This is a genomic window from Streptococcus pneumoniae (genome assembly GCA_040719455.1).
GTDB lineage: Bacteria > Bacillota > Bacilli > Lactobacillales > Streptococcaceae > Streptococcus > Streptococcus pneumoniae_G.
This window is the reverse complement of sequence record JBFDTN010000001.1, coordinates 973,162-990,009: the sequence shown is the minus strand read 5'-3', so window position 1 is coordinate 990,009 and position 16,848 is coordinate 973,162. Positions and strand designations below refer to the sequence as shown.

At 40.4% G+C, this 16,848-nt stretch carries 14 protein-coding genes and 1 pseudogene; 13 read left to right on the top strand and 2 right to left on the bottom strand.

Annotation, left to right across the window (positions count from 1 at the left end):
• Nucleotides 1-143 precede the first annotated feature (143 nt).
• From glmU to AB1I63_04720, 13 genes and pseudogenes are all read left to right on the top strand, one after another.
• Nucleotides 144-1,523 (top strand): bifunctional UDP-N-acetylglucosamine diphosphorylase/glucosamine-1-phosphate N-acetyltransferase GlmU, encoded by a 1,380-nt coding sequence (gene glmU, locus AB1I63_04780; GenBank protein ID MEW4354199.1) that lies wholly within the window; start codon nt 144-146, stop codon nt 1,521-1,523.
• Nucleotides 1,524-1,529: 6 nt separating this feature from the next.
• Complete coding sequence (locus tag AB1I63_04775; protein MEW4354198.1) at nt 1,530-2,081, top strand: NUDIX hydrolase; 552 nt, start codon at nt 1,530-1,532, stop codon at nt 2,079-2,081.
• A 12-nt stretch (nt 2,082-2,093) separates the two neighbouring features.
• Nucleotides 2,094-2,402, top strand: a complete 309-nt coding sequence (macP, locus tag AB1I63_04770; GenBank protein MEW4354197.1) for a cell wall synthase accessory phosphoprotein MacP — start codon at nt 2,094-2,096, stop codon at nt 2,400-2,402.
• Nucleotides 2,403-2,417: 15 nt separating this feature from the next.
• Nucleotides 2,418-3,110: a 5'-methylthioadenosine/adenosylhomocysteine nucleosidase gene (locus AB1I63_04765; GenBank protein MEW4354196.1), complete on the top strand. Its 693-nt coding sequence runs from the start codon at nt 2,418-2,420 to the stop codon at nt 3,108-3,110.
• A gap of 47 nt (nt 3,111-3,157) precedes the next feature.
• A complete protein-coding gene (locus AB1I63_04760) occupies nt 3,158-3,337 on the top strand; it encodes a hypothetical protein (protein MEW4354195.1) in 180 nt (59 codons plus the stop codon).
• 170 nt (nt 3,338-3,507) lie between these two features.
• Nucleotides 3,508-4,731, top strand: a complete 1,224-nt coding sequence (secY2, locus tag AB1I63_04755) for an accessory Sec system protein translocase subunit SecY2 (GenBank protein ID MEW4354194.1) — start codon at nt 3,508-3,510, stop codon at nt 4,729-4,731.
• A 10-nt stretch (nt 4,732-4,741) separates the two neighbouring features.
• Nucleotides 4,742-6,292, top strand: coding sequence for an accessory Sec system protein Asp1 (gene asp1 / locus AB1I63_04750; GenBank protein ID MEW4354193.1), 1,551 nt, complete (start codon nt 4,742-4,744; stop codon nt 6,290-6,292).
• On the top strand, nt 6,285-7,889 hold the full coding sequence (gene asp2 / locus AB1I63_04745; GenBank protein ID MEW4354192.1) for an accessory Sec system protein Asp2: 1,605 nt from the start codon (nt 6,285-6,287) through the stop codon (nt 7,887-7,889). Before asp1 ends, asp2 begins: the two co-directional genes overlap by 8 nt.
• Nucleotides 7,879-8,787, top strand: coding sequence for an accessory Sec system protein Asp3 (asp3, locus tag AB1I63_04740; GenBank protein ID MEW4354191.1), 909 nt, complete (start codon nt 7,879-7,881; stop codon nt 8,785-8,787). Before asp2 ends, asp3 begins: the two co-directional genes overlap by 11 nt.
• Before the next feature lie 18 nt (nt 8,788-8,805).
• The gene (gene secA2 / locus AB1I63_04735; GenBank protein MEW4354190.1) at nt 8,806-11,205 is read left to right on the top strand and encodes an accessory Sec system translocase SecA2; all 2,400 of its coding nucleotides are present in this window, start codon (nt 8,806-8,808) and stop codon (nt 11,203-11,205) included.
• 15 nt (nt 11,206-11,220) lie between these two features.
• Complete coding sequence (gtfA, locus tag AB1I63_04730; protein MEW4354189.1) at nt 11,221-12,723, top strand: accessory Sec system glycosyltransferase GtfA; 1,503 nt, start codon at nt 11,221-11,223, stop codon at nt 12,721-12,723.
• Entirely contained in the window at nt 12,716-14,035 is a 1,320-nt protein-coding gene (gene gtfB / locus AB1I63_04725) for an accessory Sec system glycosylation chaperone GtfB (GenBank protein ID MEW4354188.1), read from the top strand. Before gtfA ends, gtfB begins: the two co-directional genes overlap by 8 nt.
• Before the next feature lie 324 nt (nt 14,036-14,359).
• Nucleotides 14,360-14,515 (top strand): annotated as a pseudogene (locus AB1I63_04720) (KxYKxGKxW signal peptide domain-containing protein).
• Between the two features lie 188 nt (nt 14,516-14,703).
• Here the strand turns inward: AB1I63_04720 and AB1I63_04715 are convergent.
• Nucleotides 14,704-15,237: a hypothetical protein gene (locus AB1I63_04715; protein ID MEW4354187.1), complete on the bottom strand. Its 534-nt coding sequence runs from the start codon at nt 15,235-15,237 to the stop codon at nt 14,704-14,706.
• 504 nt (nt 15,238-15,741) lie between these two features.
• The gene (locus AB1I63_04710) at nt 15,742-16,842 is read right to left on the bottom strand and encodes a hypothetical protein (GenBank protein MEW4354186.1); all 1,101 of its coding nucleotides are present in this window, start codon (nt 16,840-16,842) and stop codon (nt 15,742-15,744) included.
• Nucleotides 16,843-16,848 lie beyond the last annotated feature (6 nt).

Here is a 16,848-nt window from a genome sequence, read left to right as displayed (position 1 = left end):
GATTTAATTGATTTCTATGAAATCAATTAAATCGCAGTCCTTTTCTTTATGTCTACATTTAGGGGGGTGAAAGAAGCAGAACTTTATTAGAACTAAAAAATGTGCTATAATAAGAACGAAACTACTAGAATGGAATGAGAATAATGACAAATTACGCAATTATTTTAGCAGCAGGTAAAGGTACTCGAATGAAATCGGATCTTCCGAAAGTCTTGCACAAGGTGGCAGGGATTTCGATGCTAGAACATGTTTTTCGCAGTGTTTCTGCTATTGCTCCTCAAAAAACGGTGACAGTTGTAGGACACAAGGCAGAAATGGTAGAAGAAGTGTTGGCAGGAAAGACTGACTTTGTCACTCAAACTGAGCAGCTAGGAACAGGGCATGCAGTCATGATGGCTGAGCCTGTTCTTCAAGAGTGCAGTGGGCAGACTTTGGTTATTGCTGGTGATACGCCTTTGATTACAGGTGACAGTCTCAGAGACTTGGTCGAGTTTCACGTTAACCATAAAAATGTGGCGACCATTTTGACAGCTGAAACGGACAATCCTTTTGGCTATGGTCGTATTGTGCGCAATCAGCACGGTGAAGTGACCAAGATTGTCGAAGAAAAGGACGCTTCTGATTTTGAAAAGCAAATCAAGGAAATCAATACAGGAACCTATATCTTTGACAATGCACGTCTTTTTGAGGCTTTGAAAAATATCAACACCAACAATGCTCAAGGAGAATACTATATAACAGATGTGATTAGCATTTTCCGTGAAGCAGGCGAGAAGGTCGGTGCTTACGTTCTTCGTGATTTTGATGAGAGTCTTGGGGTCAATGACCGAGTGGCACTGGCAAGAGCAGAAGAAGTAATGCGTGAGCGTATTAACAAAGCTCACATGGTCAATGGTGTCAGTTTTACAAATCCAGCAGCGACCTATATTGATATTGATGTAGAGATTGCGCCAGACGTGCAGATTGAAGCCAACGTGACCTTGAAAGGCAAGACCTCAATTGGTGCTGAAAGTATCTTGACGAACGGTACTTACATTGTCGATTCAGAAATTGGGGAGCGCGTGGTTGTGACTAATTCTATGATTGAGGAATCCCGCATCGAAGAAGATGTGACGGTGGGACCTTTCGCTCATATCCGTCCAGGCTCTACCCTAGCAAAAGGTGCTCACATTGGAAACTTTGTCGAGGTTAAAGGCTCTAGTATCGGTGAAAATACCAAAGCAGGTCATTTGACCTATATTGGAAATGCTGAGGTGGGACGTGATGTCAACTTTGGTGCTGGAACGATTACCGTTAACTATGACGGACAGAAAAAATACACGACTAAGATTGGCAATCATGTCTTTGTTGGGTCTAACTCGACCTTGATTGCGCCGCTTGAGATTGGTGATAATGCACTAACAGCGGCTGGCTCGACCATTACTAAAAACGTGCCACAAGATGCAGTCGCAATCGGTCGTAACCGTCAGGAAAATAAAGAAAATTATGCGAAGCGTTTACCGCATTATCCAAAGGAAGGCTAATTCGACATGAATTTTGAAGAAAAAACGATTAAGCGCACAGACATTTTTAAAGGTCGTGTCATTACAGTGGTAGAAGATGATGTCGAATTGCCAGACGGCAAAGGGCAAGCCAAGCGTGAGCTTATCTTTCATAATGGTGCTGTGGCTGTTCTTGCCGTAACGGCAGATGATAAGTTAATCTTGGTGAAGCAGTACCGCAAGGCGATTGAAGCGATTAGCTACGAAATCCCAGCCGGAAAGCTAGAAATTGGGGAAAATGCAGACCCGCTAGCGGCAGCATTACGGGAATTAGAAGAAGAAACAGGCTATACAGGCGAGCTAGAGCTGCTCTATGATTTTTACACAGCTATTGGCTTTTGTAATGAAAAAATCAAGCTCTATAAGGCGAGTCATCTTGTTCGTGTGGAAAATCCAAGACCACAAGATGAAGATGAAACCTTGGAATTGTATCAAGTCAGCTTTGAAGAAGCAAAGAGCTTGGTTCAAAGTGGAGATATCTGTGATGCTAAAACCCTCTTAGCTTTAGAGTATTGGGCTTTAGAAAGACAGATGCGCTAGGAGGTGGATGCTATGGGAAAGCCCTTATTGACAGATGAGATGATTGAGCGTACCAATCGTGGTGAAAAGCTCACAGGGCCTAGACTCTATGATGATGAGGAAACAAAGATTATTGAGACCAATCGTCCTTTTGGCTATGCTTCACATAACGGTCATGGCTTTAGCCAAGAAACACTAGATATCAAGGTTGAGCCTACGGTTGTGAAAAGCCGCAGGATTGAAAATGCCAAGCGAGGATTGTTTGAGTCAAAACTTAATAAAATCCTCTTATGGATTGTCCTTTTACTAGCTGCCTTGCTTGTGGCTATCTTTAAATTGTAATAGAAAAGGAAGATTATGAAAATCGGAATTATCGCTGCGATGCCAGAGGAATTAAAACGCCTGGTAGAAGAACTTCAAAATGCTCAAAAAGAGTTGCATTTGGGTCGGGTCTATCACACAGGTACCATCGGCCGTCATGAAGTGGTCTTAGTTGAAAGCGGGATTGGGAAAGTCATGTCTGCTATGACCGTAGCGACATTAGCAAGTCGTTTTCGCGTTGATGCCGTGATCAATACAGGTTCTGCTGGTGCTGTGGCAAATGATCTAGCAGTCGGTGATATTGTGGTGGCAGAGCGTCTAGCTTATCATGATGTGGATGTGACAGCCTTTGGCTATGCCTATGGTCAAATGGCAGCGCAACCCTTGTATTTTGAAAGTAGTCGCTATTTACTTTCAGAGATGAAAGATGTTTTAGCAGAGAGTGGGCAAATGGTTCACCTTGGTTTGATTGCAACAGGAGATAGCTTTATCGCAGGACAAGATAAGGTTGCAGCTATTAAAAAGCATTTCCCAGATGTGCTAGCTGTTGAAATGGAAGGGGCAGCTATTGCCCAAGCAGCATATAGTATCGGCTTACCATTTTTGGTCATTCGTGCCATGAGCGATACGGCACAAGGTGATGCCAATATCACCTTTGATGAATTTATCATCGAAGCAGGAAAACGCTCGGCAGATGTGTTGATTGCCTTTTTACAAAAGGTGATATAACTTAAAAAATCATGCACACGTCATGATGTTTAGAAAGGGAGAAGAGAATGACGAAAAATCCATTGAAGGAAAGTATTGATGATCGCTTATCCGCAGAGCGGTATCAGGTTTCTGAGAAAAAGAAAGAAAAAAAGCCCATCTCCATTATTCAATTATTACTCGTTCTTTCTATGGGGTTGGGCCTTATTTCCATCTTGATTCAATTGGTATCTCAGGCTCTCAAATAAGTAAATCGGTACTCAACAGAACAATGTAAAAGATGGAGGCAGACCTTGCCTTGTCTTTTTAGTAGAAAGAAAAAGTTTAGGAAAGTAGAAAAAAGAATGGCAATGCTAATTGCAAGTGAATATGATAGTGTCACCAAGTTTCAAGCAGGAAGAAACGAGGAATATAGAGCATGAGGAGTTTTTTATTTAAGCACCCAATTGTGAGAAAACTAGCTTTTTCAGCTGGTATTATTTTCCTGTTTTTATTAGGACGAAATATCCCATTGCCAACTGTGGATACCAGTGCCTTAAGTGAATCGACTTCCTCCTCCTTGACGGTGGCAACGGCTCTAACTGGTGGAAATTTAGCGCGAATTGGTTTATTTTCGTTGGGATTAGGACCGTGGATGTATGCTTCTATATTATCGCGTGTCTTTTCATTGGGACAGCAGCAAAAGTCAGAGGTAGGTTTTCTTCAAGAAAAAAATAAACTCTTTATCATGCTGATCGTTGGGGTGATTCAAGGCTTGAGCTTGGCTTTGAGTATCACTTATCAAGATGGACTAGCGCTTAATCATGTATCGCTCATGATGATAACGACCCTTCTTTTGCTTGTAGGCTCTTTTATTTTGATGTGGCTAGGCAATCTAAATGCTACTTATGGGATTGGAGGTCCAACGCTCATTATGTTTGTGAGCATTGTCGCCTCGCAATTCTCCTTGTTCCCAGTGTTGATAGAAGAGTTATCTGGACCACGCTCTAGCTATATTTGGTTTATTTTGGTTTGGACTCTTTTTAGTATGTATGTAACTGTATTGCTTGACAAGGCTGAATATCGAATTCCCATTCAGAGGATTTCGATTCATAATGAGTTGGACAACTCTTATCTTCCTATTCGAGTTAATCCTTCCAATGGAATGGCGATTATGTATGCCTTTACGTTTTTAGCCCTGCCGCAATATCTGTTAATCTTCTTGTCATTTTTGTTTAAAGATACAAGCCTTCTAGCTTATGGAAGTTATTTTACGACAAATACTTTAATCGGGATTTTGATCTACACGATCTTAGTCCTCATGCTTTCTTATAGCTTTGCCTTTGTGAATGTGGATCCGCTTGTGATTTCTAAGACATTTCGTGCAAGTGGTGACTATATTGAAGGTGTTCGTCCTGGAAAACCAACGAAAGATTATTTATCTTCTTATATTCGTTTCTTTGGGATTTTTAGTGGTCTCATGATGAGTATGTTACTCAGTGCCCCTCTTTTTCTTGTTTTGCGAGAGCCAGAGTTACAATCTTTGACTCCTTTGACAGGTATTTTTATGATGATTGTAGGGATGGTTGTCATGATTCGAGAAGAGCTGGGTATTTCTCGCTTGAAAAAGCAATACCGACCACTCTTTGAGATAAAACAGTAAGGAGAAAACCATGTTTCATTTTATTCCAGCTTGGTATCAGACTGACCGTCCATGGTATGATGCGACTACGCCATGGTATCGTGGTGTGTCTCCTTTTACCTTAGATGATACGATCAATCAGTTGCAGATGTTTCAAAAAGTAGAAGAGCAAACCTCTCTTGTACTGTTGAATTATATGCCTAATCTTCGTTATTTTTTACATCGCTATGATTTGTTTGAAGTTCCTGTATGGTCCGTGTTTGATCAGATTCAACAGATTGAAAATGTTGAGACAACATTATTAGATTTCAAGGCTTTTGCGTGGCCAAAAGGGGTTGAATTTATCTATACTCCCTTTTTAGTAGCTGTCAGAAAGAATAATGAGCCGTTTGCCTATATTGAATTTGGTGAGGCTGCTCATTTAATTCACATTACTTTTTTAGAAGAGGGAGTCTCCAGTAAACGTTTGATCTTTGATGACAGAGGTTTTTTATCCAGCATCTTATATTATGACAAAGACGGTAGAGAAGCTTATCAAGATTATTTAAACCTAGTCGGTGAGTGGCAAATTCGTGAGACGATTTCTTCTCAAAAAATTACAGTGAATCCTAATGCTCGTCATCGTTTTAAAGAAGCCGAGTATGCTTCTATGGAGGCATTGATTGCTGAGAAGGTGGAGGAATACGTCTCAAGCATCCCTTCAACAGACATCTTGATCACAGCTTCTCATCCACAGCACAATTCGTTGATTTTAGCAGCAAAGCAACGAAAAAAAGTCATTTTGTCTTATTTTGGAAATCGCTATCCATTGGGAGATTTAGCTGCTGTTCAACAAGATTTAAAACAGGCTGATTTGGTACTGACGGATACCAGAAAGACACAGGAGAAACTCCTTCCTCATGCTTCTAGTTCAGTTGAACATTTGTCCCTCTTTGATGCTCGGTTAAGTTTAGGAAAGAGCCAGCGTTTCCGAGAGCTATTTGTCTATTTATTGATTGATCCGTTATCTGAGGAGAGCTTGCTCCAGGTCTTAGAGATCTTTTTCCATGCCATGACAGAAAATGAGCATATTCATTTAAAGCTCATTAGTTATAAAACAGATGTGGCTCAGCAAGATGAGAAAAAAGCTTGGTTAGCTTCTTTACTAGAAGGATTTGAAAGTCTCTTTTTCGACTTTGTAGAAGAAGAGGAAGCGGACGATTTTGAGGAAGAGGAAGAAGATGAGGAACGGATTGAAAAACGAGTTTCCTTAGAATTCTTGTATTCTGATTTAGCGATTATGGAATCCTTAGAGACAAGCCGGATTATTGTAGATGTATCTGATGATCCTGATCTCTACACTCAAATTGCAGGGATTAGTACAGGGATTCCTCAGATCAATCGTGTAGAAACAGAATTTATTGAGCATTTGAAAAATGGCTATATTCTATCAGATATCAAGGACTTACCAGATGCTTTAGATTATTATCTCACTGGTCTTAGTCATTGGAATGAGTCTGTGATGTATGCAGCTCAGAAAATTGTAGCCTATACCAGTGGAAGTTTAGTAGAAAAAATTAAGAATAGTGTAGCATATGAGTGAAAAAAAGATGAAAATTATCCAAATCGGCTCGACTAATTGGCAGGAAACAACTGCCATTCCGAGTCGACTAGAATGGATTTTTCTACCTCCTCATCGTATTGCCTCTTATCTCAAAGAAGAAGAGGAGCGATTAGAGTATGAATTTCAAGAGAAAAATAAAAAAGCAGATAAGGATACCAAAATCAAGCGTAAGCGTCTTAGCTTTGACGCCGTAGTATTGACAGATAAGGCTTATTCTTCTGATATTGCGCTTCTTGAAAAAGTCATTGAGCCTTATCATGTCTTTTTTGATAAGGATTTGGAGATTGAGGATGCCTTTTTCAAGCATTTTTTAAATCGGACCTTGGCTCAGCCTATGAATTTCAAAGACCGAGAAGGTAGTGTCTATTTATTGTCTAAAATCTTGTTTAAAGGGCAATTTGGGCAGAAGATGGCTGTGGAGCATTTTCTAGTGAATCCAGATATTGAAGGAGAGATGTCGTATGAAGGCAAGCACTCCTTCGTCATTGAAGGTGATTTTGGAGAGGACTATCGTGTTTTAGGAAGTTATGCTTACGGGGTTGACTATCGCAAACAACACTTACTAGAGCTCTGGCAAGAATATGTTAAGGATGATAGCTGCCAGATAAAACTACTGGTCAAGCGAGTACCAGAGGGAGCGGTATCAGAGATTGCTGAGGAGTTTGAGTTTGACGAAAAAGACATGCTTGAGCCTTCCGTTATTGACTGTGCAGGTTCTGGGAACTTACAAGTGACTCTTTTGATTAAAGGGAAAGGTCGTATTGAAATCGGTCCTCTTCATTATCGCTGGAGTCGAGGAGGGTTTGGACAATTCACCTTAGGAGGGCAGCGTTTCTGCGATAGCAATCGACAGGAATTTCACTATTTCTTTCATCCAGGTGATTTTAAACCACCTTTATGCGTGTATTTCTCTGGTTTTCGGTCAGCCGAAGGCTTTGAGGGATATGGGATGATGAGAAAAATGGGTGTGCCTATGCTCTTGATCTGTGACCCTCGTTTAGAGGGAGGTTCTTTTTATCTAGGAACAGAAGCATTTGAGCAAAAAATTCCGCAGCTGATTCAACATTGCTTGGATTTTCTTGGTTTTACCAATAAGGAATTGATCTTATCAGGCATGTCTATGGGAACGTTTGGTGCTACTTATTATGGTGCTGAGTTAGATCCTCATGCTATTATTTTGGCAAAGCCAGTTTTTAATCTAGGACGGGTTGCAACTTTTGAAAAGACCAGTCGTCCTGAAGGGTTTACGACTTCTCTTGATATTCTTCTTCATTTTGAGAAGGATTTGTCAAAAGATGCACAAGAACGTTTGGATAGACGTTTTTGGCAGAAGTGCATTTCAGGTCGATATACGGATACAAAATTTTTCGTTGCTTATATGAAAAACGATGACTACGACCATACAGCTTTTTTTGATCTTATGGATGAGTTGTCAGATACGGATGTACAAGTGGTTGGAAAAGGCTGGACAGGTCGACATACGGATGGATCTAATGAAACCGTTCCATGGTTTTTAAGCCAGTACTATAAAGTCCTTGCCACAGACTTTGGAAGAGGAGATGACCGTGTATCATAGAATCTATTGGAATAATTTTGGACGAGATAGTTATTTAGCAGGAACGCGTTTGCGTAAGCAAGGAGCAGATATGATCTTAGAAAATAGTCTCATATCTCCTGGTGCACGGATGCATATTTGGTCTTCCAATCGCAATTACCAAGCGGCGCGTGATCAGGCTGTTTTACCATTATTGACACGCGGAGCAACTTATCGTATCGGCTTGTTGGCAGAGATGAAACCGCAAGCGAGTATTTATGTGCGGATTAACTTTTATAATCGTTTTCAAAAATCAATCGCTTTTACCATTTTAAAAACAGCTGACGATCAATTTACCTATCCTTTAGACGCCTATTCCTATGATATTGAGCTTGTGAATGCAGGATGTGTATATCTCCATTTTCAGTATTTGGAATTAGAAGCACTAAATCCTACTGTTTCAACTATAAAAGGGGCAAAGATTTTTTTTGCAGAGCCAAATCAGCAAAAAGAAGTGGAAGAAAGTATGTATGCGAGACAGCCAAATGTCAAGATATTTGCGGATAACTCTGACTATTTGTACTTGACAGATCGGTGTTTAGAAGAGATTAAAGAGTTTTTAGCCCAGCAAGCGGAACCTTTTCCTCTTTATTTCATTGGAAGTGGACCGATTGGTAATTTTGCAGCCGTCTATTATGCAACCTATGTCAGCATGAGTCAGGCTTATGTGACAACTGATTTTTATGGAACAGATTGGTATCAGCGTAAACTAGATGATTTATTTCAACATCCTGTTGATATTCGTCGCTTTGTTGGTTTGACGGAGGATTCTAGTAAGGTTCGCTTTTACGATGATCTAGCTACAAAAGAATCTCTTGCTTTTATTGCAGGAAGTCTCAATCGCGTTGATTATGCTCTTCAATTAGTAGAAACGGAATAAAGAAAGATATGGCGGACAATGATGAAGAATAATTGGTTTTCGTTAGACTATTATCGTTTAAAAAGACTAAAAAAAATCTATCAAAAAATAAACAGTTTAGCGCCCTACATGGAGAGCTTATCGGATGTAGAATTGCAAGGGAAAACCTTAGAGTTTAAAAAACGCTTAGACAATGGAGAGACCTTGGATCAACTGCTTCCAGAAGCCTATGCCGTTGTGCGTGAGGCAGATAAGCGCATTTTAGGGATGTTTCCGTATGAAGTGCAAGTGCTAGGAGCGATTGTCCTTCATGAAGGTAATCTAGCCGAGATGAAGACAGGTGAGGGGAAAACCCTAACGGCAACCATGCCTTTGTATCTCAATGCCTTGGTAGGTAAGGGAGCTATGCTAGTGACGACCAGTTCTTACTTAGCAAAGCGCGATGGGACAGAGATGGGAGATGTCTATAAATTCCTAGGATTGACTGTCGGGATTGCCGTAGAGGAAGAATCAAAAGCTCCTAAAAAGCCAAATATCAAGAAAAAACGAGAAATCTATCAATCAGACATTATCTACACCACCAATGGAACGCTAGGATTTGATTATTTGATTGATAACCTAGCAACCTCGACCAAGGGCAAGTACATGCGAGAGTTTCACTATGTCATTGTAGATGAAGCCGATAGCGTTCTTCTTGATAGTGCGCAGACGCCGCTAATTATCTCAGGATCGCCTCGTTTGCAGTCAAATCTTCATACCTTTGCAGACAATTTTATTTTAAGTCTTGTGCAGGGGGAAGATTATCAGGTTGAAAAAGAAACTAAGGAAATCTGGCTTACGCAAAAAGGGATTGATGCTGCTGAGCGCTATTTTTCAGTTGAGAAATTGTTTAGCAAAGATAATTTTGATCTGGTACGGCGGGTCAAATTAGCCTTGAATGCCCATCATTTGTTTGAAAAAGGAAAAGACTATGTGGTCGAACCTGGTAAAAAAGGCAAAGATGAGGTCAAATTGGTGGATATCAGTAACGGTCGCATTTTAGAATCGACAAAGTTACAAGGAGGGCAACACCAAGCGCTTGAAGCCAAGGAGAGAGTGGAGATTTCTCATGAGATGCGAGCGATGGCGTCCATCACCTATCAAAATTTGTTTCTTAAGTTTAAGATATTAGCTGGTATGACAGGTACAGGAAAGACTGCGGAGGATGAATTCGTAGAAACCTATAACATGGAAGTGATTCGTATTCCGACCAATAAGCCGATTCAGAGAAAAGATCTGCCAGATAAGATTTATACGACCTTGCCAGAAAAGATTGAAGCTATCATAGCCTTTATTAAGAAGATTCATGCGACAGGTCAACCTATCTTGATTGTGACAGGATCTGTACGGATGTCAGAGCTTTATTCAGAAATCCTCTTGATGGAGTCCATTCCACATAGTCTTTTAAATGCCCACCATGCTGTCAAAGAAGCACAGATGATTGCAGAAGCGGGTCAATTAGGTGCTGTCACTGTTGCGACCAATATGGCAGGACGAGGAACGGACATTAAGCTAGGAGCAGGCGTCAAGGAATTAGGGGGGCTTGCTGTTATTGGAACAGAGCGGATGGACAATGAGCGAATGGATCTGCAGATGCGTGGACGTTCCGGTCGCCAAGGTGATCCTGGTTTTAGCCAATTCTTTGTTTCCCTAGAAGATGACCTTGTGGTGAAAAATGGAGATGAATGGTCTCAAAAATATCTCAAGAAACACCAAACCAAGCGTGAAGCCAATCAACCAAAAGAATTGTCAGGAAGGAAATTTGGCAAACTCATCAAACATGCTCAGATGAAGAGTGAAAATATGGGACGGCAGTCACGAAAAACAACACTGGAGTATGACGAGAGCGTCAAGGTTCAACGTGAGATGATTTATGCGCAAAGAGATGAGCTCATCTATGGCAGTCAGGAAGATTTTAATATCTGGGAGATGATTGAAAAGAGTATTTGCGACTTTTTAGAGAAAGAAGAAAATTTAACAGAATTAGTTGTTAAACGATTTATCTTTGACAATTTGTCCTATCATAGCCGCTTGATTCATGCGATAGATGATTTTACAGATGAAGAGTCTGTACGAGAAGGTCTTCTTCGGATTGCAAAAGACGAATGGCAACAAAAAGTTGATTTCTTAGAACAGGATTTTGAACAGTTTCAACGAACCGCGATTTTAAAAGCCATTGATGAGGCTTGGATTGAGGAAGTTGACTACTTGCAACAGCTTAAGACAGTTGTCAGCGCTCGTACAACTGCCCAGCGAAACCCAATTTTTGAATATCATAAAGATGCACTTTCGTCTTATGAACGCATGAAGCAAGAGGTTTATCGCTTGCTTGTTCGCAACATACTTCTCAGTGAAGTCTCTTACAATAAAAAAGGTGAAGTAGAAATCTACTTTGCCTAATGAGGAAAGGAAACTATGACAGTTTATAATATCAATTTAGGCATTGGCTGGGCCAGTAGTGGGGTCGAATATGCTCAAGCCTATCGTGGAAAGGTTTTGCGGAAGTTAGATATTCCAGCGAAATTTATCTTTACAGATTTTTTTTCACAGGATAATATCTGTGATTTAACTCGTAATATTGGCTTTAAAGATGAGGAAATCATTTGGCTTTATTCTCACTTTACAGATATGAAGATAGCGCCTTCAAGTGTGGCTGTTGCGGATATTCGTAAGGAACATCCGGCTCAGATTGTCAGAGAAGAGGTAGATGGCGCGATTGTCAGACTCTTTTTCAGTGAAAATGATTTTATTACCATTTATAGAAAAAGTGAGGAGACAGAGATTGTTCGATGTGTGGAGATTGTCTCTCGTGGGAATCTGATCAGAAAAGACTTTTATACCTATCAAAAGACCTTTAGTGAATATTATATTCCTAAGGACAATCGAGCGACTCTTTACCAAAGAAGTTTTTACAACGAAGATGGAAGTGTGGCTTATGATGAGCTAATCGGAGAGTATCCGATTTATCGTTTTCCAAATCGTATTTGCTACTCAAAAGAAGAGTTCATGGTTTATTTCATGCAATCCCTTTCCTTGACAGAAAAAGACATCGTGATTTTAGATCGAGCAACAGGTGTGGGACAAGCTGTCTTTCAATACCACACCCCTGCAAAATTGGGGGTAGTTGTGCATGCAGAGCATTACAGTGCAAATGCGGTGACAGATCATACGATTCTTTGGAATAATTTCTACGATTACCAATTTACGTATTCTGATGATGTGGATTTCTTCTTGGTGGCAACAGATCGTCAGAAGGAAACTATGTTGGAGCAATTTGAGACATTTGAAAATCGGACGCCACAGATTCGCACGATTCCAGTGGGAAGTCTTGCGAGTTTGCATCGTCCAGAAAAAGCACGCAAGCCATTCTCTTTAGTTACGGCTTCTCGTTTGGCTTCAGAAAAGCACATTGATTGGTTGGTTCAAGCCGTCAGTCAAGCTCAAAAAGTATTGCCAGAATTGACTTTTGATATTTATGGCGCTGGTGGCGAGGAGCAAAAGCTTCGTCAGTTGATTGAGGAGCTGGGTGCTGGTGAGTTTATCCATTTAAAAGGACATCATGATTTAACAGATATCTATCAACATTATCAAGTATATTTAGCTGCTTCTACCAGTGAAGGATTTGGCCTGACCTTGCTTGAGGCGATTGGCTCAGGTCTTCCAATCATTGGTTTTGATGTTCCTTATGGGAATCAAACCTTTGTAAAAGATGGAGAAAATGGCTATTTGCTACCAAAATTTGAAAGCCACGAAGAAGAGAAGCTGGTTCATAGTTTTGCTGAGAAAATCATCTCTATTTTCAATCAGGAAAATCTTTCAGATTTCCATGAGGTGTCTTATGAAATCGCAGAGAATTATCTGGATGAGAAAGTGGAGCAAACATGGAAGGATTTAGTAGAGGAGATGACGCATGATTAACTTATTTGACCATTACAATCAAGCAAGCTGGGATTTGCATTTTTCCCTCTTAAAATCAGGTTACACGCATCCAACTGTTGTCATTGAAGACGATGGATTTTTACCAGAAGATGTGACGTCTCCCTATCTCTTTTTTACAGGATTTGCAGATGCAGTAGGTCATCCACGGTATTTTAATGATATTGAGCTTCCTAAATTTTGGGAAATTCAAGCAACCAATCAACAGGCGGAAGTCTATAATTTCCATGAGAAAAAAGCGACGATTCATTATTGGGCAGCAGGGCACAATCGTTTGGTTCAAAGTGTGGATTGGCTGGATAGCAAAGGGCGTGTGCGCTTTGTAGATCGCTATAACCGCTTTGGCTATAAATTTGCACAAACCAGTATGGATGAAGAAGGTGTGTGGCTTAAGACCTCTTATTATGACCGAGATGGAAAAGAAGTCATCTTAGAGAATCATGTGACAGGAGATCTCTTTCTGACTTATCAAGGTCAGAATCATATCTTCCACCATAAACAAGAATTTATTCGCTTTTACCTAGAAGAAGCTGGCTTTACGCTCGATCGAATTTTTTATAATTCCCTTGCGACTCCTTTCTTTGTCGCTCTATCTTTGGAAACAGCGGGACGTGATGTTCTCTTCTGGCAGGAGCCAATTATAGACGGTATTCCAGGGAATATGCAAACTCTTTTGGAGGGTACGAATCGAGAAACGAACATCCTAGTTCAAGATCAAGCGACCTATCAAGACATGTTGCCACTGTTATCAAAAGAGGATAGAGAAAAAGTTGCTTATTTGGGTCTCCAATATCCATTCAAAGAAAAGAATGATTTTGTACCGGAGGCGTTAATTTTGACGAATTCGGATCAGATTGAGCAGGTGGAGACCTTGATTCAAGCTCTTCCAGAGTTGACGATTCATATTGCTGCTCTAACGGAGATGTCTAGTAAGCTCATGTCACTCTCTCGTTATGCGAATGTACGGTTGTATCCAAGTATTACTGTTGCAAAAGCGCAAGAATTGTTGGAGTCCACCAGCATTTACTTGGATATCAATCATCATACGGAAATTCTATCAGCTGTACGCGCAGCTTTTGAATATCAATCATTGATTTTTGCTTTTGAAAATACTCTTCACGATGATCGGTATATTGCTACCAACCATCGCTTCTCTCCGGAACATTCAGAGAATTTGATTGCTAGTCTGAAGATGTATTTAACTCATCCTGAGCAGATCGAAGACGGATTAGAAGAGCAAAGAAATCATGCAAATACAAGCAGTGAAAAACGTTATAAAGCACAAATTCATTAAGAAAAATAGAGGCTGAGATATCATCTTAGCCTCCTATTTTATAGTGGAAATGATGTGTTCTTATTTTATTTAAGTAAAAAAACGATCAAAAAGTTTTGATAGATTAAAAAGAATTTCCAAAATACTTAACATCCAAAGAAAAGGCTTACAAAAGGTTTTATATTCATAAAAACAACAACATTTATACAATAATGCTATTTTTATGCGTAAAAAATCCTGGGGGGGGGGTGAAATTTATGTTTGTTATATAAAAAATAGATAAACGTTAGACTTGTATTTACTATGTAAGTATGGTAAAATATTCAAGAAATTTTTTATTTAAGGATGGATTATATGAACCGCAAAAAGTTCAATCGAGAATTTGATGAGATCGACCGTAAAAGTCGTGTCAAATTGCACAAATCAGGTAAAAACTGGGTGCGAACAGTTTTATCGCAACTTGGTCTAATGCGAGTCCTAGGGACTAAAAATGCAGCAGAGCAAGTCGTTGCTGACATGGATAGTGCAGATTTGATCGAATCAAATAGCGCAGCTTATCTGAAAGCCCTGGTTTCTCTGGGAGTTGTTGGTGGGGGAGCAGCCCTTACTCATGCACAAGTCTTTGCCTCAGACGATCTAGCTCCAGCAGCAGAGGAATTACAAGCAGCTCCTGAAGGAGTTGTTGCTGGTCAAGATAAGGTTACATTGACAAAAGAGAGCGAAGTTTCTACCTCATCTGAGTCTGTCAGTGAAGTCACATCTGTATCTGAAAATGGTGTGGAATCAACCTCAGCTTCAACTGCAGCAAGTGAGTCCGTGAGTCTTTCAACATCTGAAAGCCTTAGCACGTCAACATCTGTAAAAGCAAGTGAGTCAGTAAGCAACTCAGTCTCAGAAAGTGTAAAAGCAAGTGAGTCTATGAGTGCGTTGAAATCAGCTAGTACATCAACTTCAGCTACTTCTGAATCAACAGCATCAACAACTGAATCAACTGTAACAAGTGAAGCAGTAGCCTCTATTGTGACAAGTGCTTCAGAAGTATCAGAAAAAGCAACTGTCTCAGAAGCAAGTACCTCAGTAGCGACTTCAGAAGCACCGAAAACTGTATCTGAAGCGATTGCGGTAACGACATCAATGACAGCTACGAATGTTACAAACGCAGCAGTAGCTTCCACTGGTTTCCGTGCGGCTATCAATGGACCACAATTCCGTGCTGTTAGCACTCGTGCAACATCAGAACGTATCGATATTTACACTGTTAGTCAAGAACATGGTTCATCAACAACAGCAGAGGTTAAAAACTTTAGAATTACCTATGATCCAACGACCAAAACGATTTACTGGGATATGGATTACACTACCTCAACGGTTGTTCCAATCGATTCACGCCATATCTATACCTATATCAATAAATTAGAGTCTGATTTTGAATACCCAGCTGGAATGAGCTATACTACGTCAGAAGGTAAGAGTGGAAATATGCATCGTGCAGGTGCAGAAGCTTTAGGTACCCATGATGCTGGGGGAATAATTACTCATCCAGGTACTTATCAACGCTACATTTCTGACGGCAAAGATTCTAAAAATGGTAAAGATACAATCCATTTGAGTTTCCAAACCAAATTGAATAACTATAATGATTTGGATAAATACTCAAATGCGGTCATGCTTTTCGCGCGGAATGCTGACCCAAATAGTGGTAATAAATTTGGTTCAGGTACTCCAATCTATACCGATAAGGTAGTTATGAACTTGAATGTTGATAAAGAGGCAATCAAGAGGGCTAAAGAAGAGACTTCATTGAGTGAGTCCACAAGTGAATCACAAAGTACTGCGCAAAATGGTTCAAACTCAGCAAGTACAAGTCTTTCTAATTCTGTGAAAGATAGTACATCAGCGTCACTTAGCGCAAGCAAATCCGCTTCAACATCAGCAAGTGAGTCTACAAGCAAGTCTACCTCTACTTCAATAAGTACAAGCAAATCCGCTTCACTTTCAGCAAGTGAGTCTACAAGTAAATCCGCTTCTACTTCAACAAGTGCAAGCAAATCCGCTTCACTTTCAGCGAGTGAGTCTACAAGCAAATCTGCCTCTACTTCAACAAGTGCGAGCAAGTCCGCTTCAACATCAGCGAGTGAGTCTACAAGTAAATCCGCTTCTACTTCAACAAGCGCAAGCAAATCTGCTTCACTTTCAGCAAGTGAATCAACAAGCAAGTCCTTGTCAACATCAGCAAGTACTTCAACATCGACCAGCGCTTCCACAAGTGCAAGCATTTCAAAAAGTGCGAGCGCCTCTGCGTCTACTAGTGCATCAACGTCAGCAAGCATTTCGGCTTCGACAAGCACTTCAGTTTCAACAAGCGCAAGTACATCAGCTTCCACAAGTGCAAGCATTTCGGCTTCGACAAGTACCTCAGTTTCAACAAGTGCTTCTATTAGTGCAAGTACATCTGGATCAATCAGTAAGTCCGCATCAACGTCAGCAAGTACATCAGCATCGATCAGTGCTTCCACAAGTGCAAGCCTTTCAACCTCAACAAGTTTTTCTGCTTCAGTAAGTGCCTCAACCTCAGTTTCAACATCTGAGTCTACGTCAGCGTCTGAATCAGCTTCTATGCGCCAATCAACAGAATTGTCTGAGTCAATTTCGGCTTCACTTTCAGCAAGTGAGTCAGCATCTAACTCAACAGCTTCAGACTCATTGAGTGCATCAGCAAGCACATCTGTATCAGCGTACAACTCAGCAAGCACTTCTGCATCAGTATCAGCTTCAGAAAGCTTCTCAACAAGCTTGTCAGAATTGGCGTCTAATTCACAAATTGACAAATCAAG

Bases quoted from the DNA above. Each gene is read 5' to 3' on its own strand.
- glmU (MEW4354199.1), top strand. From the start codon at position 144: ATGACAAATTACGCAATTATTTTAGCAGCAGGTAAAGGTACTCGAATG.
- AB1I63_04775 (MEW4354198.1), top strand. From the start codon at position 1,530: ATGAATTTTGAAGAAAAAACGATTAAGCGCACAGACATTTTTAAAGGT.
- macP (MEW4354197.1), top strand. From the start codon at position 2,094: ATGGGAAAGCCCTTATTGACAGATGAGATGATTGAGCGTACCAATCGT.
- AB1I63_04765 (MEW4354196.1), top strand. From the start codon at position 2,418: ATGAAAATCGGAATTATCGCTGCGATGCCAGAGGAATTAAAACGCCTG.
- AB1I63_04760 (MEW4354195.1), top strand. From the start codon at position 3,158: ATGACGAAAAATCCATTGAAGGAAAGTATTGATGATCGCTTATCCGCA.
- secY2 (MEW4354194.1), top strand. From the start codon at position 3,508: ATGAGGAGTTTTTTATTTAAGCACCCAATTGTGAGAAAACTAGCTTTT.
- asp1 (MEW4354193.1), top strand. From the start codon at position 4,742: ATGTTTCATTTTATTCCAGCTTGGTATCAGACTGACCGTCCATGGTAT.
- asp2 (MEW4354192.1), top strand. From the start codon at position 6,285: ATGAGTGAAAAAAAGATGAAAATTATCCAAATCGGCTCGACTAATTGG.
- secA2 (MEW4354190.1), top strand. From the start codon at position 8,806: ATGATGAAGAATAATTGGTTTTCGTTAGACTATTATCGTTTAAAAAGA.
- gtfA (MEW4354189.1), top strand. From the start codon at position 11,221: ATGACAGTTTATAATATCAATTTAGGCATTGGCTGGGCCAGTAGTGGG.
- gtfB (MEW4354188.1), top strand. From the start codon at position 12,716: ATGATTAACTTATTTGACCATTACAATCAAGCAAGCTGGGATTTGCAT.